20 protein-coding genes are annotated in these 20,212 nt (G+C 70.9%); 8 read left to right on the top strand and 12 right to left on the bottom strand.

Features of this window, described 5'->3' with window-relative positions; translation table 11 throughout:
* Window positions 1-2: 2 nt before the first annotated feature.
* Entirely contained in the window at window positions 3-1,022 is a 1,020-nt protein-coding gene (locus KUM44_RS12455; protein WP_217207888.1) for a carbohydrate kinase family protein, read from the bottom strand.
* A gap of 127 nt (window positions 1,023-1,149) precedes the next feature.
* On the opposite strand from KUM44_RS12455, the gene KUM44_RS12460 reads away from it, so the two are divergent.
* The 4 genes from KUM44_RS12460 to KUM44_RS12475 all read left to right on the top strand — a co-directional run bounded on the left by KUM44_RS12460 (window position 1,150) and on the right by KUM44_RS12475 (window position 7,679).
* Window positions 1,150-1,914: a DeoR/GlpR family DNA-binding transcription regulator gene (locus KUM44_RS12460; RefSeq protein WP_217208136.1), complete on the top strand. Its 765-nt coding sequence runs from the start codon at window positions 1,150-1,152 to the stop codon at window positions 1,912-1,914.
* A complete protein-coding gene (locus KUM44_RS12465; protein ID WP_217207889.1) occupies window positions 1,911-3,251 on the top strand; it encodes a 6-phospho-beta-glucosidase in 1,341 nt (446 codons plus the stop codon). Before KUM44_RS12460 ends, KUM44_RS12465 begins: the two co-directional genes overlap by 4 nt.
* Before the next feature lie 128 nt (window positions 3,252-3,379).
* A complete protein-coding gene (locus KUM44_RS12470; protein WP_217207890.1) occupies window positions 3,380-6,424 on the top strand; it encodes a glycoside hydrolase family 38 C-terminal domain-containing protein in 3,045 nt (1,014 codons plus the stop codon).
* A gap of 4 nt (window positions 6,425-6,428) precedes the next feature.
* The gene (locus KUM44_RS12475) at window positions 6,429-7,679 is read left to right on the top strand and encodes an alpha-L-fucosidase (protein WP_217207891.1); all 1,251 of its coding nucleotides are present in this window, start codon (window positions 6,429-6,431) and stop codon (window positions 7,677-7,679) included.
* Window positions 7,680-7,927: 248 nt separating this feature from the next.
* Here KUM44_RS12475 and KUM44_RS12480 read toward each other — a convergent pair whose 3' ends face one another.
* Window positions 7,928-9,064 (bottom strand): ATP-grasp domain-containing protein, encoded by a 1,137-nt coding sequence (locus tag KUM44_RS12480; protein ID WP_217207892.1) that lies wholly within the window; start codon window positions 9,062-9,064, stop codon window positions 7,928-7,930.
* 295 nt (window positions 9,065-9,359) lie between these two features.
* On the opposite strand from KUM44_RS12480, the gene KUM44_RS12485 reads away from it, so the two are divergent.
* Window positions 9,360-10,220: a metallophosphoesterase gene (locus KUM44_RS12485; RefSeq protein ID WP_217207893.1), complete on the top strand. Its 861-nt coding sequence runs from the start codon at window positions 9,360-9,362 to the stop codon at window positions 10,218-10,220.
* Window positions 10,217-10,897 (top strand): 4'-phosphopantetheinyl transferase, encoded by a 681-nt coding sequence (locus KUM44_RS12490; RefSeq protein WP_217207894.1) that lies wholly within the window; start codon window positions 10,217-10,219, stop codon window positions 10,895-10,897. Before KUM44_RS12485 ends, KUM44_RS12490 begins: the two co-directional genes overlap by 4 nt.
* 25 nt (window positions 10,898-10,922) lie before the next feature.
* On the opposite strand, the gene KUM44_RS12495 is transcribed toward KUM44_RS12490, so the two are convergent.
* From KUM44_RS12495 to KUM44_RS12505, 3 genes are all read right to left on the bottom strand, one after another.
* Complete coding sequence (locus tag KUM44_RS12495; protein ID WP_217207895.1) at window positions 10,923-11,153, bottom strand: hypothetical protein; 231 nt, start codon at window positions 11,151-11,153, stop codon at window positions 10,923-10,925.
* A gap of 107 nt (window positions 11,154-11,260) precedes the next feature.
* The gene (locus tag KUM44_RS12500; RefSeq protein WP_217208137.1) at window positions 11,261-11,785 is read right to left on the bottom strand and encodes a toxin-antitoxin system, toxin component; all 525 of its coding nucleotides are present in this window, start codon (window positions 11,783-11,785) and stop codon (window positions 11,261-11,263) included.
* A gap of 39 nt (window positions 11,786-11,824) precedes the next feature.
* A complete protein-coding gene (locus tag KUM44_RS12505) occupies window positions 11,825-12,475 on the bottom strand; it encodes a helix-turn-helix transcriptional regulator (RefSeq protein WP_217207896.1) in 651 nt (216 codons plus the stop codon).
* A gap of 223 nt (window positions 12,476-12,698) precedes the next feature.
* Between KUM44_RS12505 and KUM44_RS12510 the strand changes: the two genes are divergently transcribed.
* Entirely contained in the window at window positions 12,699-13,361 is a 663-nt protein-coding gene (locus KUM44_RS12510; RefSeq protein ID WP_217207897.1) for a hypothetical protein, read from the top strand.
* 84 nt (window positions 13,362-13,445) lie between these two features.
* Here KUM44_RS12510 and KUM44_RS12515 read toward each other — a convergent pair whose 3' ends face one another.
* The 4 genes from KUM44_RS12515 to KUM44_RS12530 are packed head-to-tail and all read right to left on the bottom strand — an operon-like array spanning window position 13,446 to window position 16,788.
* On the bottom strand, window positions 13,446-14,249 hold the full coding sequence (locus KUM44_RS12515; protein ID WP_217207898.1) for an ABC transporter ATP-binding protein: 804 nt from the start codon (window positions 14,247-14,249) through the stop codon (window positions 13,446-13,448).
* Between the two features lie 24 nt (window positions 14,250-14,273).
* Complete coding sequence (locus KUM44_RS12520) at window positions 14,274-15,050, bottom strand: ABC transporter permease (RefSeq protein WP_217208138.1); 777 nt, start codon at window positions 15,048-15,050, stop codon at window positions 14,274-14,276.
* Window positions 15,050-15,823: an ABC transporter permease gene (locus KUM44_RS12525; protein WP_217207899.1), complete on the bottom strand. Its 774-nt coding sequence runs from the start codon at window positions 15,821-15,823 to the stop codon at window positions 15,050-15,052. Before KUM44_RS12525 ends, KUM44_RS12520 begins: the two co-directional genes overlap by 1 nt.
* Window positions 15,820-16,788: an ABC transporter substrate-binding protein gene (locus KUM44_RS12530; RefSeq protein ID WP_217207900.1), complete on the bottom strand. Its 969-nt coding sequence runs from the start codon at window positions 16,786-16,788 to the stop codon at window positions 15,820-15,822. The genes KUM44_RS12525 and KUM44_RS12530 overlap by 4 nt, the downstream gene beginning before the upstream one ends.
* 158 nt (window positions 16,789-16,946) lie before the next feature.
* Between KUM44_RS12530 and KUM44_RS12535 the strand changes: the two genes are divergently transcribed.
* A complete protein-coding gene (locus KUM44_RS12535) occupies window positions 16,947-17,798 on the top strand; it encodes an IclR family transcriptional regulator C-terminal domain-containing protein (RefSeq protein WP_217207901.1) in 852 nt (283 codons plus the stop codon).
* Here the strand turns inward: KUM44_RS12535 and KUM44_RS12540 are convergent.
* The 3 genes from KUM44_RS12540 to KUM44_RS12550 are packed head-to-tail and all read right to left on the bottom strand — an operon-like array spanning window position 17,713 to window position 19,918.
* Window positions 17,713-18,651 (bottom strand): PDR/VanB family oxidoreductase, encoded by a 939-nt coding sequence (locus tag KUM44_RS12540; protein ID WP_217207902.1) that lies wholly within the window; start codon window positions 18,649-18,651, stop codon window positions 17,713-17,715. The genes KUM44_RS12535 and KUM44_RS12540 overlap by 86 nt on opposite strands.
* Window positions 18,648-18,851 (bottom strand): hypothetical protein, encoded by a 204-nt coding sequence (locus KUM44_RS12545; RefSeq protein WP_217207903.1) that lies wholly within the window; start codon window positions 18,849-18,851, stop codon window positions 18,648-18,650. The genes KUM44_RS12540 and KUM44_RS12545 overlap by 4 nt, the downstream gene beginning before the upstream one ends.
* A complete protein-coding gene (locus KUM44_RS12550; RefSeq protein ID WP_217207904.1) occupies window positions 18,848-19,918 on the bottom strand; it encodes an aromatic ring-hydroxylating dioxygenase subunit alpha in 1,071 nt (356 codons plus the stop codon). Before KUM44_RS12550 ends, KUM44_RS12545 begins: the two co-directional genes overlap by 4 nt.
* Between the last annotated feature and the right edge of the window lie 294 nt (window positions 19,919-20,212).

The raw sequence follows: 20,212 nt of genomic DNA on the forward strand, positions 1-20,212 counted from the left end.
GGTCAGTTCTGCCGCGCGGGCGGGGTCACGGGGGCGTACGCGACGGGCGGCCCCGGACGGTGGGGGAGCCGGTCCGCCAGGAAGCCGTACGCCAGCTTCAGCTCGGGGTCGGTCAGGGAGCGCCACCAGCGGTCGACGCCGTACCAGCCGGGGGCGGCCAGGGCACCGCCGTGCCGCTGGACCGACAGGCCGGCGGACAGGACGGCGAACCTCAGCCGTTCCTCCAGTGGCCAGCCGGCCAGCGAGGCCGCTACGAAGCTCGCCCCGAACACGTCCCCGGCGCCCGTCGCGTCGAGGACGTCGACGTCCAGGGCGGACACCTCCGCGTACTCGCCGGTGGTCTGGTCGACGGCGACCGCGCCGTCCCCGCCGCGCGTGACCACGGCCACCGGCACCAACTCGCTGAGCGTCCACAGGGCCGCGACCGCGCTGTCGGTGCGGGTGTAGGCCATCGCCTCGGTCTCGTTGGGGAGGAAGGCATGGCACAGGCGGAGCTGTTCGAGGAGGCCGGTGGACCACTGCTGGGTGGGGTCCCAGCCGACGTCGGCGTAGATCCGGGTGCCGTTCGCGGCGGCCTTGGCGAGCCACTCACGGGGTTCGGCCTCGATGTGCACGAGGGCCGTGCGTGCCTCGGGCGGGTCGCCCATCAGCGCGTCCTGCGAGTACGGGGGCTCCTGGCCGTGGGTGACGAGGGCCCGGTCGTGGGCGTAGGCGAGGGAGACGGTGACCGGGGTGGGCCAGCCGTCCGCCGTGCGGGAGAGCGAGAGGTCGATGTCCTCCTGGTCGCACAGGACGTCCCGGCAGTACTCGCCGTAGAGGTCGTCGCCGAACACCGTGGCCAGCGAGGTCCTCAGGCCGAAGCGGGCGGCGGCCACCGCCAGGTTGGCGATGCCGCCCGGGCCGCAGCCCATGCCGCCGGTCCAGATCTCCTCGCCCGGGGTCGGCGGCTTCCCGAGCCCCGTGAGGACGAGGTCGTAGAAGAGCAGCCCGGTCAGCAGCACATCGGGCCGGTCGTCGTCCACCGCAACGTCCTCTCGTCAAAACTCTTCATTTCGGTGAGCGGAATCGTGCGCCGATCGGGGAGATTGGTCAATACCCGAGCAGAAATGAGCATGGCGATGATTGAAGATGACGAGTAGTGTTCACGTCGTGCTGGCAGAACGACGACACCAACTCATCCTGCGGGCCCTGCGCGCCGGTGGCCCCGCGGCCGTGACCGATCTCTCCGAACAGCTGGGTGTGAGCCCCGCCACGATCAGGCGTGACCTGGTCAAACTCGAGGAGGACGGGCTGCTCACGCGGGTGCACGGCGGGGCGGTCGTGGAGGAGGGCGACCAGCCCTTCGCCGAGGTCGCCGAGATGCGCGTGCCCGAGAAGGACGCCATAGCCGCGCACGCCGCCGCGATGATCGAAGATGGTCAGTCGGTGCTGCTCGACATCGGCACCACCGCCTTCCGGCTGGCCCGCCAGCTGCACGGCCGCCGCCTCACCGTGATCACCAGCAATCTGGTGGTCTACGAGGAGCTCGCCGACGACGAGGGCATCGAGCTGGTGCTGCTCGGCGGCATGGTCCGCCGTGAGTACCGCTCCCTGGTCGGCTTCCTCACCGAGGACAATCTGCGCCAGCTGCATGCCGACTGGCTGTTCCTGGGCACCAGTGGAGTGCGGCCGGGCGGTCAGGTGATGGACACGACGGTCGTCGAGGTGCCGGTCAAGCGGGCCATGATCAAGGCCGGCGAGAAGGTCGTCCTGCTCGCCGACGCGGCGAAGTTCCCGGGCACGGGGATGGCGAAGGTGTGCGGTCCGGACGACCTGGACGTGGTGGTGACGAACGCGCCGGTCGACGCGGCGACCCGGTCCTCCCTGGAGGAGGCCGGCGTCGAGGTGGTCGTGGCAGGAAAGGTGCAGGTGTGAAACTGACGATGCTGGGCGGCGGCGGATTCCGCGTGCCGCTCGTGTACGGGGCGCTCCTGGCGGACCGCGCCGAGGGCCGGGTCACCCAGGTCGTGCTGCACGACCTGGACGCCGGCCGTCTGAGGGCGGTGACCCGCGTCCTCGCCGAGCAGGCGGCCGGGGTGCCGGACGCGCCCGAGGTGACCGCCACGACCGACCTGGACGAGGCGCTGCGCGGCGCCGACTTCGTCTTCTCGGCGATCCGCGTCGGGGGCCTCGAAGGCCGGGCGAACGACGAGCGGGTCGCCCTCGCGGAGGGTGTCCTCGGCCAGGAGACGGTCGGCGCGGGCGGCATCGCCTACGGCCTGCGGACCGTCCCGGTCGCCGTCGACATCGCCCGGCGCGTCGCCCGCCTCGCGCCGGACGCCTGGGTCATCAACTTCACCAACCCGGCCGGCCTGGTCACCGAGGCCATGTCCCGCCACCTCGGCGACCGCGTCATCGGCATCTGCGACTCGCCGGTCGGCCTCGGCCGCCGTATCGCCCGCGTGCTCGGCGTGAAGAACCCCGGCGAGGCGTGGATCGACTACGTCGGCCTCAACCACCTCGGCTGGGTGCGCGGCCTGCGCGTCGCCGGCCGCGACGAACTGCCGCGCCTGCTCGCCGACCCCGACCTGCTCGGCTCCTTCGAGGAGGGCAAGCTCTTCGGCGTCGACTGGCTCCAGTCCCTCGGCGCCATCCCCAACGAGTACCTGCACTACTACTACTTCAACCGCGAGGCCGTCCGCGCCTACCAGCAGGCGGAGAAGACCCGCGGCGCCTTCCTCGCCGACCAGCAGGCGCACTTCTACCGCGAGGTCGAGCGGTCGGACGCCTCCGCCCTGGAGATCTGGGACCGCACCCGCGCCGAGCGGGAGGCCACCTACATGTCCGAGAACCGGGAGACGGCCGGCGCCGGCGAGCGCGACGCCGACGACCTGTCCGGCGGCTACGAGAAGGTGGCGCTCGCGCTGATGCGGGCCATCGCCCGTGACGAGCGCACGACCCTGATCCTCAACGTCCGCAACCGGAGCACGCTGTCGGTGCTCGACTCCGACGCCGTGATCGAGGTGCCCTGCCTGGTCGACGCCAACGGGGCCCACCCGGTCGCCGTCGCCCCGCTGCCCGACCACGCCACCGGCCTCGTCTGCTCGGTCAAGGCGGTCGAGCGGGAGGTGCTGGCCGCCGCCGAGTCGGGTGCCCGGGCCACGGCGGTGAAGGCCTTCGCCCTGCACCCGCTGGTCGACTCGGTGAACGTCGCCCGCAGGCTGGTCGAGGGCTATACCGGGGTGCATCCCGGGCTCGCGTACCTTAGGTAGCGCCCACCTCGGAAAGCGCTTCCATCCGCACGCCCTCACCTCCCGTCCCACGCCCCCGAACCTCGCCTCCCGACCCTCGCCTCCTCCCTCGCTTCCCCCTCCGTTCTCTCCCTCCCTGGAGACTTCTCATGCACGACGAACGCCGCCGGATCGAGGAACGCGTCGAGCGCGTCCACAACCAGCGCATCAAGCCCGCGATCTACTCGGCCACCGTCCCCTTCGAGGTCGAGGCCTGGCAGGCGCCGGGTGAGCCGGTCTCCTTCGAGGAGGCCGCGGCCGCCCGCTACACGCCCTTCGCGATGGACACCCCGTGGGGTCCGCCCTGGGGCACGACCTGGTTCCGGATGCGCGGCCGGGTGCCCGCCGAGTGGGCCGGACGGCGCGTCGAGGCGGTCATCGACCTCGGCTTCGTGGGGGACTGGCCCGGCAACCAGGCCGAGGCCCTGGTCCACCTGCCCGACGGCCGGCCCCTGAAGGCGGTCAACCCGCTCAACCAGTACGTGCCGATCGGCAACCCGGTCGCGGGCGGCGAGGAGATCGACTACCTGGTCGAGGCCGCCTCCAACCCGGACATCCTGGCCGACAACTTCTCGAGGACGACCCCGCTCGGCGACATCCTCACGGCGGGCGACAAGCCGCTCTACACCTTCCAGCGCGCCGACATCGCCGTCCTGGACGAGGAGGTCTGGCACCTCGACCTGGACATCCAGGTGCTGCGCGAGCTCATGGTCCACCTCGGCGAGCACGAGCCGCGCCGCCACGAGATCATGCACGCCCTCGACCGGGCCATGGACGCCCTCGACCTGGACGACGTCTCCGGCAGCGCGGCCGCCGTACGCGAGGTGCTCGCCCCCGTCCTGGCCCGCCCCGCGCACGCCAGCGCGCACACCATCTCCGGTGTCGGCCACGCGCACATCGACTCCGCCTGGCTCTGGCCGATCCGCGAGACCAAGCGCAAGACCTCCCGCACCTTCTCCAACGTCACGTCGCTGGCCGACGAGTACGACGACTTCATCTTCGCCTGCTCGCAGGCCCAGCAGTACGAGTGGGTGCGCGACAACTACCCGCACGTCTGGGCCCGCATCCAGGAGTCCGTGAAGAAGGGCCAGTGGGCGCCGGTCGGCGGCATGTGGGTCGAGGCCGACGGCAATCTGCCCGGCGGCGAGGCCATCGCCCGCCAGCTCGTCCACGGCAAGCGGTTCTTCATCGAGCACTTCGGCGTCGAGACCAAGGGCGTCTGGCTGCCGGACTCCTTCGGCTACACCGCCGCCTACCCGCAGCTCGCCAAGCTCGCCGGCAACGAATGGTTCCTGACCCAGAAGATCTCCTGGAACCAGACCAACAAGTTCCCCCACCACACCTTCTGGTGGGAGGGCATCGACGGCACCCGCATCTTCACCCACTTCCCGCCGGTCGACACCTACAACGCCCGCTTCAGCGGCGAGGAGATGGACCGCGCGGTCCGCAACTACTCGGAGAAGGGCGGCGGCACCCGGTCATTGGCCCCCTTCGGCTGGGGCGACGGCGGAGGCGGCCCCACCCGCGAGATCATGGAGCGGGCCCGCCGGCTCGCCGACCTGGAGGGCTCACCCAAGGTCGTCGTCGAGCACCCGGACGAGTTCTTCGCCCAGGCCCGCGAGGAGTACCCGGACGCCCCGGTCTGGGTCGGCGAGCTCTACCTGGAGCTGCACCGGGCCACCTACACCTCCCAGGCCCGCACCAAGCAGGGCAACCGCCGCTCCGAGCACAGGCTCCGCGAGGCCGAGCTGTGGGCGACGACGGCCGCGCTGCACGCGCCGGGCTACTCCTACCCGTACGAGAAGCTGGACCGGCTCTGGAAGACGGTCCTGCTGCACCAGTTCCACGACATCCTGCCGGGCTCGTCGATCGCCTGGGTGCACCGCGAGGCGGAGGCCGAATACGCCCGTGTCGCCGAGGAGCTGGAGGCGCTGACGGCCGAGGCGGTGGCGGCGCTGGGGGCCGGAGGCACCCGGGTCTTCAACACCAGCCCGTTCGACCGTGCAGAGGTGGTCCGTACGGCCGCGGGGACGCCGGCGTACGTGGAAGTGCCCGCGGGCGGCAGCGCTCCGCTGACCGACGCCGAGCCCGCACAGCCGGTCCGCGTCCTCGGCCACGTCCTCGACAACGGCCTGGTACGCGTGGAGGTGGCGCAGGACGGCACCCTGTCCTCGGTCTTCGATGTGCGGGCCCGGCGTGAAGTCCTGGGCGACAAGGGCAACTTGCTCCGCCTGCACACCGACCTCCCGAACTACTGGGACGCCTGGGACATCGACAAGCACTACAAGAACCGGTACACGGACCTGCTGGAGCCCACGTCGATCGAGGTCGTCTCCGAGGACCCGCTGCTGGGCGCGATCCGCGTGACCCGCTCCTTCGGCAAGGGCTCGACGATCACCCAGACCATCACGCTGCGCGCCGACAGCCCCCGCATCGACTTCGAGACCGAGATCGACTGGCACGAGGCGGAGAAGATCCTCAAGGCCGCGTTCCCGGTGGACGTCCGGGCCGCGCACTCCTCCGCCGAGATCCAGTTCGGCCACATCCAGCGGCCCACCCACACCAACACCAGCTGGGAGGCGGCCCGCTTCGAGGTCTCCGGCCACCGCTGGGTGCACGTCGGCGAACCGGGCTACGGCGTCGCGGTGCTGAACGACTCCACCTACGGCCACGACGTCTCCCGCACGGTCCGTGACGACGGCGGTACGACGACCACGGTCCGGCTCAGCCTGGTCCGCGCCCCGCGCATCCCGGACCCGGAGGCCGACCAGGGCAAGCACCGCTTCACGTACTCGCTGCTGCCCGGCGCGAGCATCGAGGACACCGTCGCCGAGGGGTACTCCCTCAACCTGCCGCTCCGGGTGGCGGACGCGGCCGGCGCTCCCGAACCGGTCGTCTCGGTCGACGGCCACGGCGTGACGGTCGAGGCGGTCAAGCTCGCCGACGACGGGTCCGGTGACGTCGTGGTGCGCCTGTACGAGTCGGGCGGCGGTCGCGCCCAGGGCGTACTGCGCACCGGCTTCCCGCTGGCCGGAGCCCAGGTCACCGACCTGCTGGAGCGCCCGCTGGAGGAGACGGCCGAGGTCTGCGACGGCGGCGTGCCGGTCTCGCTGCGGCCCTTCCAGGTGCTGACGCTCCGGTTGCGCAGGGGCTGACCCCATGCCGATGCAACCCTGGTTCACCGACGCCAAGTTGGGGATCTTCATCCACTGGGGCATCTACGCCGTGGACGGTGTCCAGGAGTCCTGGTCGTTCTACGACGACATCGTCCCGTACGACCGGTACATGTCGCAGCTCGACCGCTTCACCGCCTCCCGCTACGACCCGCGCGACTGGGCCAGGCTCTTCGCGCGGGCCGGCGCCGGGTACGCCGTCCTGACCAGCCGTCACCACGACGGCGTGGCCCTCTGGGACACGGCCCACGGCGATCTGAACGTGGGCCGCGACCTGATCGGCGGCTACGCGGACGCCCTGCGCGAGCAGGGCCTCAAGGTCGGCCTGTACTACTCGCACTCGGACTGGAGCCACCCCGATTACGCCTCCACGCGCAAGCCCGGCCGCCCGCCGGAGCTGGAGGACAACCGTTACTCGGAGGTCGCGGCCGAGGACGAGGACCTGGACGCCTGGGAACGCTTCCTCGCCTACCGGGACGGCCAGCTCCGGGAACTCACCTCCCGCTACAAGCCGGACCTGCTGTGGTTCGACGGCGAGTGGGACCGCAGCGAGGAGCAGTGGCGGATCCCCGAGCTGGCCGCGTTGATCCGCTCCGAGGTGCCGGACGTCGTCTTCAACGCCCGCATGCTCAGCGAGGGCGACTACGCCACACCGGAACAGGGCGCCCCGGTCGTCCCGCCCGAGGGTCCCTGGGAGCTGTGCCTGACGATCAACGACTCCTGGGGCCATCAGCACCACGACCACAACCACAAGTCGGTCGACCAGCTGATCCGCTACTTCACGGAGACGATCGGAGGCGGTGGCAACCTGCTGCTCAGCGTCGGACCACGCGAGGACGGCACGATCCCACGGGAGCAGGCCGAACGTCTGGAGGGGCTGGGCGACTGGATCGCGCGGCACGCGGAGGCGGTGTACGGCACCGGGCGCGGCCTCCCGCCCGGCCACCACTACGGCCCGAGCACCCTCTCCAAGGACCGCCGCACCCTCTACCTGATCCTCTTCGACGCGCCGCGTGCCGAGATCAACGTGCGCGGACTGCTCGGCTCGGTACGCCGGGTCACGGTCCTCGGCAGCGGCACCGAACTGGCCCACCGCATCACCGGCGGCCTGCACGAAACACCGGGCGTCCTCTGGATCGAACCGCCCACCGGAGCCGACCTCGACCCGCACGCCACGGTGCTGGCCGTCGAGTTGGAAGGGGAACTGGAGCTGTACCGCGGCGCGGGCCGCTTCTGACCCCGCTACGCACCTTCGGGCCGGCCGGCCGCCACCCCCGTGACAGCGCCGGCCGACCCGAAGCCCCCGTACATCCCCCGTCGTGGTGCGTCCCCCCGTGGATCCCCCGCTGATCCCCCGTGCCTTTCACTCTTATGAGCACGCTGTCCGCGCCCTGATACACCCCTCGCTCGGTTCGGTCGGCGTGCCCGCGGCACAGGCAGGTGTTCTCGACCCGACGCAACCCGCACCCGGCAACGCAACGCAACCTAAAGAGGCAGAACCTGAGCCGCCCCAGCTGCATCGACCGAATCCACCGGTGCCGGCGCGGGCACCGCCGGCAGCAACGGCGCTTCAATCTCCCCCCGCTGCTGGGGAATGGACACCGGCCGCAGCGGCCGCGGCCCCGAAACCACCGTGTAGTCCTGCCCGAGGAACGGCGGAGCCACCTCGCCCGGATCCTCACCGAGCGCCAACTGAACAGCCAGCCAGGGCACGTTGACCCCGCACAGCGACAGCTGATGCAAGCCGCCGGCGGGCCGCGTGTTCACATCCATCAGCACCGGAGTCTCCCCGAACATCCGGAACTGGATGTTGGACAGATAGTGCAGCCCGAACCCCTCCGCGATCAGCCGCGCCGGCTCCAGCCACGGCTCCTGAAGCGTGAACCCGCGACGCCGGCCGTTCTTGATCCGGCCGATCGCCAGCCGGACCCGGTTGTCGGGACCGGTGAGGCAGTCCACCGACACCTCGGGCTGCTCCAGCCGCGGCATGACCAGCCAGTCCACCGGCTCGTCGGCCCGCCGCAACGCGTCCACGACAAGATCCAGCTGCACATACGGAGTCGGGAACCCGTTGAGGTGCATGAGCGAGAAGGGGGCGCGTGTGATCATGCGGAAGCCCACCCCGCCCGCACCGGACGCCGGTTTGAAGCAGGCCTTGTGCCCGCCCGCCTCCAACTCCTCGACCGCGGCGACGAGTTCATCGGCGTCGCGCACCCGCCACCACGGCGGCACCGGCACCCCGATGGCCTGCACGGCCTCGTACGCGATCACCTTGTCCTGGAAGACCGCCACGGCCTCCGGCGGCGGTGCCAGCAAGGCCGTACCGACCGCCTCGAACTCCGCGCGGTGCGCCACGACCGCCGACTGGTGCAGCCGCGGCACGAACACGTCGATGCCACGGCGCCGGCACTGGGCGAGCGCGTACTCGACGTACGCGGCCGGGGACAGGCCCTCCGGCTCCAGTTCGGCGGTGTCGGCGGCGGCCAGCACGGGCGAGTCGGCGTCCCCGTGCGTCGCATGGATCTCGACGGCCCGATCGCTGGGATTTCTCCGCAGCTGATCCATGAAGAACACGTTCTCCGCGTACGTGCGGTTGAGCCAGACGCGTACGCGAGAGACCATGCAGGGCCGTCCTTTCGGGGTTCGCGGGCAGGGCAAAGCAGGCCCGTGCCCGGGCAGGGTGGTTGGAGGGACACCAAACCGCCCCGTGCGAAGGGAAGTCCAGGCGGTGGTGTTGGGGCGATCATACGGCTTTCAAAGGGCGCCGCGTGCAACGTACGTGTTACGGAATCGCGGATCATTCCTGACCGCCCGTCGGCCCGGGCCGCCCCCTGCCCAGGTGATGCGTGTCCCCCTTGTACGGTGAACGCATCCTGTGTTCTCGTGTTGTCATTCGTGTGATCGAAAGGGGCGAGGGGTGACGTCGACGGTCGGCGGTGCCGGACAACTGCTGGCCATCAGTGACCTGCATATCGGCTACGAGGAGAACCGCGCCCTCGTCGAGAAGATGCGGCCGGACTCCGACGACGACTGGCTGCTCGTCGCCGGTGACGTGGCCGAGACCGTGGCCGACGTCCGCTGGGCCCTCAGGACACTCGCCGGCCGCTTCCGCAAGGTCGTCTGGGCACCCGGCAACCACGAACTGTGGACCCATCCGAAGGACACCGTCACCCTGCGCGGTGTCGCCCGCTACGAGCATCTGGTCGAGATGTGCCGGGAACTCGGCGTGACGACCCCCGAGGACCCCTACCCCGTCTGGGACGGCCCCGGCGGCCCGGTCGCCGTGGCTCCGCTGTTCCTGCTGTACGACTACTCGTTCCTGCCCTCCGGCTGCACCACCAAGGAGGAGGGGCTGACGTACGCCCACGGGACCGGGATCGTGTGCAACGACGAGTACCTGCTGCACCCCGACCCGTTCCCGTCCCGCGAGGCCTGGTGCGCGGCCCGGGTCGCCGAGACCGAGCGCCGGCTCGCCGCACTGCCCGAGGACCTGCCCACCGTCCTCGTCAACCACTACCCGCTGGACCGGCACCCGACCGACGTACTGTGGTACCCCGAGTTCGCCATGTGGTGCGGCACCCGGCTCACCGCGGACTGGCACCGCAGGTTCCGGGTCGAGACCATGGTCTACGGCCATCTCCACATCCCGCGGACCACCTGGCATGAGGGCGTCCGCTTCGAGGAGGTGTCGGTGGGCTACCCCCGTGAGTGGCGCAAACGACCGGACTCACCGGGACGGCTGCGCCGGATTCTGCCCAGTAAGGACACGACCCGTTGATCGAGGAACTGCTGCCGGCCTCTGTGGTCGCCGTCGAGGCGTACGGCGACGAAGAGCCCGCGAACACCGCCCTGTACCCCGAGGAGGAGGCGGTCGTGGCCCGGGCCGTCGACAAACGGCGCCGGGAGTTCGCCGTCGTCCGCTCCTGTGCGCGCCGTGCCATGGACAAGCTCGGCGTGCCCCCCCAGCCCATCCTGCCCGGCGAACGCGGCGCCCCGACCTGGCCGGCGGGCCTGACCGGCAGCATGACCCACTGCGCGGGCTACTGCGCCGCCGCGCTGGTCCGCGCCGCCGATCTGGCCTCCCTCGGCATCGATGCCGAGCCCCACCAGACGCTCCCGGACGGCGTCCTGTCCGCCGTCGCCCTGCCCGCCGAGGCCGAGCGGCTGCGCAGGCTGTCCGGCGACCACCCCGGCATCCACTGGGACCGGCTGCTGTTCAGCGCCAAGGAATCCGTCTACAAGGCGTGGTTCCCGCTCACCGGAAAGTGGCTGGACTTCACCGAGGCCGACATCGAGATCTTCGCCGACCCCGGTGAACAGCGCGGCGGCGGTCTCCGCGCCCGGCTCCTCGTGCCGGGCCCGTGGGTCGGCGACCGCAGGCTCGACCGGTTCGAGGGCCGATGGACCGTCCAGCGGGGGCTGGTGGCGACAGCGGTGAGTGTGCCGCACACCTGAGCCCCCGGGGCCCGCGCGCGGCGCGCTACGGCTCCGCCGGGCACCAGCTCCGCAGCATCCGGAAGAACTCCTCCTCGTTGCCCGTCAGCCCCGCGTCCGCCAGGGCCTGTTCCGCCTCGGCGAGGACGGCGGGCGGCACCACGGGTGGCCGGCCGCCCCCGGGAGGACCGTCGAACGCGGCTCGCACGGTGTGCAACAGCCGCAGATAGGCCTGGACGGCGGTGCGCTCGCGGTCGGTCAGTACGGCGGTGGGCATCGGTCGGCTCTCCCCAGGTCGGCGTCATCGCGTCACGCCCCGCACATGGAGGCGCACCACCAGCTTGCCGTCCACCACTGACAATCGGGCCTCGGCAGGGCGGTGGGTCAGCCCTGTGGCCCCAGGTAGCCCAGTGACGCCTCGATCCGCCCGGCCAGATGGTCACGCTGTCCCCGTACCGAGGAAACCGCCAGCCAGGTACGGCACTTGCTGGCGAGCAGCAGGCCGAAGCTCTCGGCCTCCTTCTCCTCGGCCTGGTCGAAGTGGTCGCGGGCGGCGACCTTCAGCACCGTCGACCGTAAGTCGGCGTCGTCTTGGAGGAGCCGGGCCGCCACGGTGGCGCCCTCGACGCTGTGGCTGCCGTGGCCGGCCTTCATGTGCCACAGCTCGTGGCCGAGGATCACCAGCTGGTGGTCGGGCGCGGTGCGTTCCTCGATCACCACGAGGTCCTGGTCTGCCATGTCGAGCCACAGCCCACTGGCGGTACCGGGCGGGAAGGCGGCGGTACGGAAGTGGACGGGCCGGCCGCGGCGTCTGCTCATCGCGTCGCACAGCGCGCGGTACAGCTTCTCCGGCGGCGCGGGCGCCGAAAGCGCCAGCTCCGCGACCAACTCGCCGCACAGGCGGCGCATTTCCCTACCGATGCCCACTGGTCTCCCGTTCTCCCCGGATCACGACTCGGGCCGCTTGACGCTCTCCAGGAGCATGTCCAGCCACTCCGCGACCTTGTCGCGATGCTGGTCGGTGGGAAGTTGGGCGGCCCGCCAGGCGATGCCGCGCACCCCGTGGTCCTGGAGGAGTCTCTCCAGCGGATCCTCGGCCGACTGGGCCGCCTCACGCTCGGCGAGCTTCTGGAGCAGGTCCTGCTCGGTACGCTGGAGCGCGCCCGCGAGCGCCTCGGGGTCCTCGGCCGTGAGGAATCCGGCGTGTACCCGGTAGAAGCGCTGGATGGCGTCGCAGTGCTCCATGGTGGGGCGCCGGTCGCCGTTGATGAGGGCGCCCGCCTGCTGCCGTGACATGCCCGCGCCGTCAGCGATCTCCTGCTGGGTGTACTTGCGGCCGTTCGGCTTGAGGCGGGTGCGCCGCAGCAGATCGAGGCGCTGGAGGAACCGGGCCTGTACATCGGGCTCGCCCGCGGGGCGCCCGCTCAGCAGGGCCTTGATCACCGGCACCGGGACGCCGGAGGCGACGGACAGACGGCCGGTGTCGAAGACCTCCGCGTGCGGCACGCCGAGCCGGTCGGCGAGCGCGGTGACACGAGCGACGACGGCCGGCAGCTCAGCCGTCGGCGTAACGCCCGGACCCTCGATGCCATCCGTCACCGACAGATCTCCTACGTCTCTCACAGGCTTCTCACAAGCGGTTGCCGTGAACTCGACGGAGATTACCGGGTAGTTCGAACTCACATCCAGGTCTCGCCACAACTGTGTCCAATTTCAGCCGTCAACCGGCACGGAATGCCACGATAGTTGACACGGCTCCGGCGTGGGCAGCAGGATCAAGGCGCCGCGTGAAGGCCGCATAGGCAAGAGGGGTGACCTCTCGATGGCATATCAGGCAGGTGGACAGCGGTCCGTACCGCGGTCCGTCCCCGAGCGGTCCGAGGCCGAGGCGTACCTACGGGACTACGCCACCCTCGTGGAGGCCGTGCCCTTCCCGTCCGTCGTCGTCGACCACCGCTGGGACGTCGTTCTGGCGAACACCGCTTTCGCGTCACTTTTCCGTTGTGTGGGCCCGCATCCGACGGCAATGCCCGACGACAACTTCCTCAGGTTCGTGCTCTTCCATCCGGACGCGAGCACGGTCCTCGGCGACCACGAGTCCAGCTGGTGCCTGCCGATGCTGGCCCACTTCGCCGCCGCCGTGGAGTTGCACGGCCATGACCACGGCCTCCAGGCCATCCGCCGCGAGATCGCCCAGGACCCCCTCATGGAGGCCGCCTACCGGCAGGGCCTGCCGCACTGGATCCGCGCGGTCGGCGAGCGGGCGGTCGCCCAGGACGGCGCCGTACGCCCGCTGCTCCACCCGGATCCGCGCTGGGGCGCCACCGACTGCCGGGTCGTCGACGAGACGCCCCGCACCCTGCGCGAGATGGGCCACACCCGGCTGACGCTGGTGCTGCGCGAGGTGCGCCGCGACCGGCCCAGGGCGCGCGCGGTGCGCCGCGGCGCCGCCCGTCTGCGCGTGGTGCCCACCCCCGAGGACTGACCGGGGCACCGTCGGCGTTCAGGTCGTCGACGGCGCCCCGTCAGAGCTTCCGCGCAAGCCGCGCGCGGTGAGTGGAGGCGTTCCTCATGTGACGACCTTCCCGGGGGGACCGGTCTCGGTCCCCCCGCGCTTCGCCGTCTGGATCTGCTCGTACACATGGGTGCGCAGTTCGGCGAAGCGCGGGTCGACGCGGGTGTGCAGCTGGTCGCGCTCGGCGGGCAGGTCGACCTTCAGCTGTTCCTGGACGACGGTGGGGGAGGCGGACAGGACGAGCACCCGCTCGCCCAGGTACACGGCCTCGTCGATGTCATGGGTGACGAACAGGATCGTGATGCCGCGGTCCCGCCACAGCCCCCGGACCAGGTCCTCCAGATCGGCCCGGGTCTGCGCGTCCACGGCGGCGAACGGCTCGTCCATCAGCAGCACACGGGGCTCGTACGCGAGCGCGCGGGCGATGGCGACGCGTTGCTGCATGCCGCCGGACAGCTGCCACGGATACGCCCCGACGGCATCCGTCAGCCCGACCGACTCCAGCGCGTCGCGCACCAGCTCCCGGCGTCGCGCCTTGCTCAAGTCCTTCTGCCTGAGCGGGAGTTCGACGTTCGCGCCGACCCGCATCCAAGGGAACAGACTGCGTCCGTACTCCTGGAAGACGAACGCCATACCGGGCGGTGGACCGGTCACCCTCCGTCCCTCCAGGAGCACTTCGCCGCTCGTCGGCGTGAGCAGCCCTCCCATGCACTTCAGCAGAGTCGTCTTGCCGCAGCCCGACGGGCCGACCAGACAGACCAGTTCGCCCGCTTCGACGGTGAAGGTGAGGTCGCGCACCGCCTCCACGCGCCGTCCGGAACCCTCGTAGACCTTCTTCAGGCCGCGTACGTCGAGCATGACCCGCCCCTTCACGGTGTTCACTCAAGACCGCCGGGTGGTCGCACGCAGACCGCGATACCAGCCGAGCACCCGGCGCTCGACCAGCTGGAAGACGACGGAGAGCAGGAAGCCGAGCAGACCGAGGACGAGGATGCCGGTCCACATGTCGGGGATGGCGAAACTGCGCTGGAACTGGACGACGGTGAAGCCGATGCCGTTGTTCGCGGCGAACATCTCGCTGATGACCATGAGGATGATGCCGATCGAGAGGGCCTGGCGCAGTCCGGCGAAGATCTGCGGGCTCGCCGAGCGCAGCACCAGATGGCGCAGGCGGGCGATGCCGGTGACGCCGTAGGAGCGGGCCGTCTCCAGCATCACCGAGTCGACCGCGCGCACGCCCTCCACGGTGTTGAGCAGGATGGGCCAGACGCAGCCGCTCGCGATCACGACGATCTTCATGGTGTCGCCGATGCCCGCGAACAGCATGATGACCGGGACCAGCACGGGCGGCGGCACGGCTCGCAGGAACTCCAGGACCGGCTCGAACACCGCGCGCACCTGGCGGTAGGAGCCGATGACCGTGCCGAGCGCGACGCCGACCGCGGCGGCCAGGGCATAGCCGCCCAGGAGGCGCAGGAGGCTCGGTACGACGTCCGTGCGCAGGCGGTCGGCGGTCCAGACGTCCGGGAAGGTGTCGAGGATCATCCGCAGCGGCGGCCAGAAGGGGTCGGTGCTGCCGTTCGACGCCGCCCACCACACGGCGACCAGCACCGCGGGCAGCGCGACGACGAAGAGCAGCCTCAGCAGCAGGCGTCCGATCACACCGCCACCTCCCCGCGCACCGACTGGTGCCAGGCCAGCGCCCGCCGCTCCACCGTCCGTGCGCCGACGTTGATGAGCAGCCCCAGCAGCCCCGCGACCACGATCAGCGCGTACATCTCCGGCACCGCCTGCGAGGTCTGCGCGACCGCGATCTGCCGGCCCAGCCCCGGTGCGCCGATGACGAGTTCGGCGGTGATCGCGAGGATCAGCGCCACCGCCGCGGCGAGCCGTACGCCGGTCATGACGTACGGCAGGGCCGTCGGCCACAGCACATGGCGCACGCGTGCCCAGGTGCCGAGTCCGTAGCTGCGTGCCGTCTCCTCGGCGACCGGGTCGATGTCCTGGACGCCGTACAGGGTCTGGATCAGTACCTGCCAGAAGGAGGCGTACACCACCAGCAGGAGCACCGACTTGAGTTCGGTGCCGTAGAGCAGTACCGCCAGCGGGATCAGTGCCACCGACGGGATGGGGCGCAGGAACTCGATCGTCGAGGCCGTCGCCTCGCGCAGGTACGGCACCACCGAGACGAGCACGCCCACGACGACACCGGCGCACACCGCGACGGCCAGGCCCAGCGCCCAGCCGGTGAGCGTGTCGCCGAGCGCGCTCCAGAAGGCGGCGTCGGCGGCCTCGTGCACGAGCGCCTCGGCGATCCGGCTCGTCGGCGGTACGTAGGCCTCCTTGACCAGGCCGAGCCGCGGCGCCGCCTCACCCAGGGCGAGGAAGGCCGCGAGTCCGGCCGCACCGAGTGCGACGTTCCCGCCCCTCACGGCAGGAGCGCGTCCAGGTCGGGCGTCTTCTTGAAGAGGCCGTCCGTCTCGCCGAGCTTCATCAGGGCCTCGATGGACGACCGGTTCGCCTCGGCCGGCCACTTCGGCAGGGTGACCTTCGCCAGCACGTCCGCCGGGATCTTCGTGTACGTCGTGATGATCTGGCGGGCCTCGTCCGGATGGGCGTCGGCGTAGGCGAGGGACTCGGCGGTGGCGTCCTGGAACTTCTTCACCACCTCCGGGTTCTGCTGCGCGTACTGCGTGGACGCGAAGTACATGGCCACGGTGAGGTCCGGGGCGACGTCCACCAGGGGTGAGGCGATCTCCACGCCGCCCTGGGTCTTGATGGTGGCGGTCGCCGGCTCGACCACCATGGCGGCGTCGATCTGGCCCTGGTCGAGGGCGGCCGGCATCTGGTCGAAGGCGAGCTCGACGAAGTTCACCTTGTCGGGATCGCCGCCGGCCTTGCGCACGGACTCGCGGACGGCGGTCTCGTTGATGTTCTTAAGGGTGTTGATGGCGACCTTCTTGCCCTCCAGCTCCTTGGCGGACTTGACCTGGCTGCCCTTCTTGACCATGAGGGCGCCGAAGTCCTCGCCCGCCACCCCGGTCGACGCGATGCCGTTGGCGACCGCCTTCACCGGGACGCCGTTGGACTGGGCGACCATCAGGGACGTCACATTGCTGAACCCGAACTGGAACTGTCCGCTCGCCACGCCCGGCACGATCGCCGCGCCGCCCTGCGCGGTGGTGAACTCCAGCTTCAGGCCCTGCTTTTCGAAGATCCCCTGCTTCTGGCCGAGATACAGCGGCGCGACATCGACGATCGGGATGAGTCCGACCCTGACGGTGGTGATCCCGCCGGACGACGCGCCCGGGTCCGACGAACCGCCGTCGGACGAGCCGCAGGCCGTCGCGACGAGCAGCAGGGCGCCGGCGGTGAGACCGGCCGACAGACGACGCATGGCTCCTCCTGTACAGACAACGGTGCAGCGGTGTTCCGACAGGTTGTGCGCAAGGCGCACAGTAGTGCGCGAGAAGGCCCAGCGGGAAGGTGGAAGTCTCAACCGAACCGGGTCACACGGGTTCCCCGACAACATGGTTGACACCATTGGAGGTGGCGATGCTTCCGGGAGACCGCGCACCGCACTTCGTGAGGTCCTTCGAGCGCGGCCTCGCCGTGATCCGCTCCTTCGACGCCGAACACCCCGCCCGCACCCTCAGCGAGGTCGCCCAGACCTGCGAGCTGACCCGAGCCGCCGCCCGCCGTCTGCTGCTCACCCTCGTCGACCTCGGCTACGTCCACCAGGACGGCCGGCACTTCCGCCTCACCCCGCGCGTGCTGGAGCTCGGCTACTCCTACCTCTCCAGCGTCACCCTGCCGCAGATCGCCGAGCCGTACCTCGAACAACTCGTCGACCGGGTAAGGGAGTCGTCGTCGCTGTGCGTTCTGGACGGCCAGGACATCGTGTACGTGGCGCGGGTGCCGACCCGGCGCATCATGACGGCGGCCATCACGGTGGGGACCCGGTTCCCGGCGTATGTGACGTCGGTGGGCCGGGTGATCCTCGCCCATCTGCCTGAGGAGGAGGTCGAACTCCACTTGGGGCGGGCGGAGTTGAAGCAGCTGACCTCGCGCACGATCACCTCTCCGGGCCGCCTGCGGGCCGAGCTGGGGCGCGTCCGGCGGCAGGGTTACGCCATCGTCGACCAGGAGTTGGAGGAGGGGCTCCGGTCGGTGGCCGCACCGGTGCGGGAACCGGACGGCGAGGTGGTGGCCGGCGTGAACATCGCGGTGCACGCCGGCCGTACCTCGGTGGACTCGATCCGTGCGGACCTGCTGCCGCATCTGCTCGCGGCGGTGGCCCGGATCGAGGCCGACCTACGGATCACAGGTCCAGCACGAGCCGCTTCCCACGGCAGCGGGACACACAGATCATCATCGTCTCGCCGCTCTCCTGCTCCTCCTGCGTGAGCACGGAGTCCCGGTGGTCCGGCGTGCCGTCGAGGACATCGGTCTCGCAGGTCCCGCAGGTGCCCTCGGTGCAGGAGAACAGCACCTCGACACCGGCGGCGCGCACGGCGTCGAGCACGGAGACGTCGGCGGGCACGGTCACCGTGTGGCCGCTCCGGGCGAGCTCGACCTCGAACTCCGTGTTCTCGCCGCCCTCCTGCTCCTTCGGCGCGAACCGCTCCACATGCAGCAGCCCGGCCGGGCACCGCGCCTCCACCGCGTCGAGCAGCGGCCCGGGCCCGCAGCAGTAGACGAGCGTGCTCTCGGGAACCTCGTCGAGCACCGGGGCGAGGTCGAGAAGGCCGGTCTCGTCCTGGGGTGCCACGGTGACGCGGTCGCCGCCGTAGCGGCTCAACTCCTCGGTGAACGCCATGGACCGGCGGGACCGCCCGCCGTACAGCAGGCTCCACTCGGCCCCCGCGCCCTCCGCCGCCGCCAGCATCGGCAGGATCGGGGTGATGCCGATGCCGCCGGCGATGAAGCGGTAGCGGGGCGCCGGCCGCAGGGCGAAGTGGTTGCGCGGCCCGCGCACCCGCACCTTGGCGCCCAGCCCCAACTGCTCGTGCACATGGGCGGATCCGCCCCGCCCGTCCGGTTCCCGCAGCACCGCGATCCGCCAGGCGTCCCGGTCGGCCGGATCGCCGCACAGCGAGTACTGCCGCTCCAGCTCCGGACCGAGGACGACGTCGATGTGGGCGCCGGGCTCCCACGCCGGGAGCGGCTCGCCGAGCGGGTGGCGCAGGGTGAGGGCGAGCACGCCGTCGGCCGCCAACTCCCTGTGCTCGACGACGAGTTGGGCTTCGTATGCGGTCATGAGCTGTTTCCTTGCGGATCGTGTCCCTGCGGCTGCTGTCCCTGGGGCTGGTGTCCCTGGGGATGGGCGAGCATCCACTCCCACATCTCGATCGGGTCCTGCGAGGTGTGCTCGCGTCCGCAGTGACAGGTGCCGTGCAGCACGTCGGTGCCCGGCAGCCAGTCGATGCGGTAGATCTCTCCGGTGGGGCTGCCGCTCACAGGACCTTCTCCACGGGCTTGTCGCCCTCCTCGACCAGCCGGGCGAGGATACGGCGGGCGGCCAGGCCGCCGGTGTCGATGTTGATGCTCAGCTCCTGGTAGCCGGTGCGCTCGGTGCCCAGGGTCCGCTGGAGCAGGTTGAGGGCGGTGACGTCCTGCATGACGACCGTGTGGTTGTTGCCCCGCAGGAACTCGGTGACCTCGGCGTCGTCCGTCGCCCAGTCCCGGGAGACGGCCCAGAAGTCGTAGACCTTGCCGTCGCCGGACGGGGTGATGGCGTACGTGATCTCGGTGTGGAAGCCGTTCGGGTCGCTGCCGTCCGCCTCGGGCAGCACACCCACGGGGGCGATCCGGCTGTGCAGCAGGTAGAGGCAGGGCGCGTGGTACTCGATGTCCTGCCAGCGGGTGATCCGGCCCTCGATGCCGGTCGACCTGGCGTAGAACGGCGGGCACTCCGCGTCGTCCATGTGCCGGCTCACCCGGACGATCCCGGCACCTTCGTCGACCTCCGTGGTGATCGGCGTCTCGGCGACCTCGGGGGTGCCGATGTAGCCGCCGTGCAGGTAGGTCTCGTGGGACAGGTCGAGGAGGTTGTCGACGAGGAGGCCGTAGTCGCAGTCGATGGGCTCCATGCCGCGCACGGTGACCCAGCCGGGGGAGTCGAGGTGCCTGGCCCGCGGGATGCCCTGCGGATCGGCGAGCGCCGGGTCGCCGATCCACACCCAGATCAGGGAGTCCTGCTCGACGACCGGGTACGAGGCCACGCGCGCCGTCCGCGGGACGCGCTTCTGCCCCGGCACATACACACACGTGCCGGTCGTGTCGTACGTGAACCCGTGGTACCCGCACACGATCCGGTCGCCGTCGAGCCGGGTCGGCGCCTCGGACAGCGGGTACCGGCGGTGCACACAGCGGTCGTGCAGGACGACCGGCGTCCCTTCCTCCTCCGTGCGGTACAGCACGAGGGTCTCACCGAGGATCGTCCTGCCGAGCAACTCCCGTCCCACCTCATGGCTGTAGGCGGCGACGTACCACTGGTTCCTGGCGAAGGCGGTCATGTGAGGCATGGCAGAGGTTCCCGTCTCTGAGTGCGGGGCGCCCTCGCCCCGCGTGCCGTGGTGGAACTCAGGTTCCTGACGACCGCGACCGCCGCGCAAGGCGGCTTCTGCCAGGCGGAAGGGGTTCCGTAAAGGAGCAGGTCGACCGGGCCGGGGCGGGCCTGCCCGGGCGAACGAGGCGGCGCGGGGCAGAGGGCCGTGGCCGAGGCCGACGGCGACGAACCTCCACGCCGGTTTCCCGGGCCAGGCGTTGCACCAGAAGCCGTAGCCGGTCGGGACCTTGCCGTCGGCGTCGCGCAGGCC

This window comes from Streptomyces sp. AC550_RSS872, assembly GCF_019049285.1.
In the GTDB taxonomy this organism is placed as follows: domain Bacteria; phylum Actinomycetota; class Actinomycetes; order Streptomycetales; family Streptomycetaceae; genus Streptomyces.

Excerpts from the sequence above, each read along its gene's own strand:
- KUM44_RS12530 (WP_217207900.1), bottom strand. The coding sequence starts at position 16,788 with ATGCGTCGTCTGTCGGCCGGTCTCACCGCCGGCGCCCTGCTGCTCGTC.
- KUM44_RS12500 (WP_217208137.1), bottom strand. The coding sequence starts at position 11,785 with ATGCGCCGCCTGTGCGGCGAGTTGGTCGCGGAGCTGGCGCTTTCGGCG.
- KUM44_RS12475 (WP_217207891.1), top strand. The coding sequence starts at position 6,429 with ATGCCGATGCAACCCTGGTTCACCGACGCCAAGTTGGGGATCTTCATC.
- KUM44_RS12480 (WP_217207892.1), bottom strand. The coding sequence starts at position 9,064 with ATGGTCTCTCGCGTACGCGTCTGGCTCAACCGCACGTACGCGGAGAAC.
- KUM44_RS12540 (WP_217207902.1), bottom strand. The coding sequence starts at position 18,651 with ATGACCGCATACGAAGCCCAACTCGTCGTCGAGCACAGGGAGTTGGCG.
- KUM44_RS12510 (WP_217207897.1), top strand. The coding sequence starts at position 12,699 with ATGGCATATCAGGCAGGTGGACAGCGGTCCGTACCGCGGTCCGTCCCC.
- KUM44_RS12470 (WP_217207890.1), top strand. The coding sequence starts at position 3,380 with ATGCACGACGAACGCCGCCGGATCGAGGAACGCGTCGAGCGCGTCCAC.
- KUM44_RS12515 (WP_217207898.1), bottom strand. The coding sequence starts at position 14,249 with ATGCTCGACGTACGCGGCCTGAAGAAGGTCTACGAGGGTTCCGGACGG.
- KUM44_RS12535 (WP_217207901.1), top strand. The coding sequence starts at position 16,947 with ATGCTTCCGGGAGACCGCGCACCGCACTTCGTGAGGTCCTTCGAGCGC.
- KUM44_RS12495 (WP_217207895.1), bottom strand. The coding sequence starts at position 11,153 with ATGCCCACCGCCGTACTGACCGACCGCGAGCGCACCGCCGTCCAGGCC.
- KUM44_RS12550 (WP_217207904.1), bottom strand. The coding sequence starts at position 19,918 with ATGCCTCACATGACCGCCTTCGCCAGGAACCAGTGGTACGTCGCCGCC.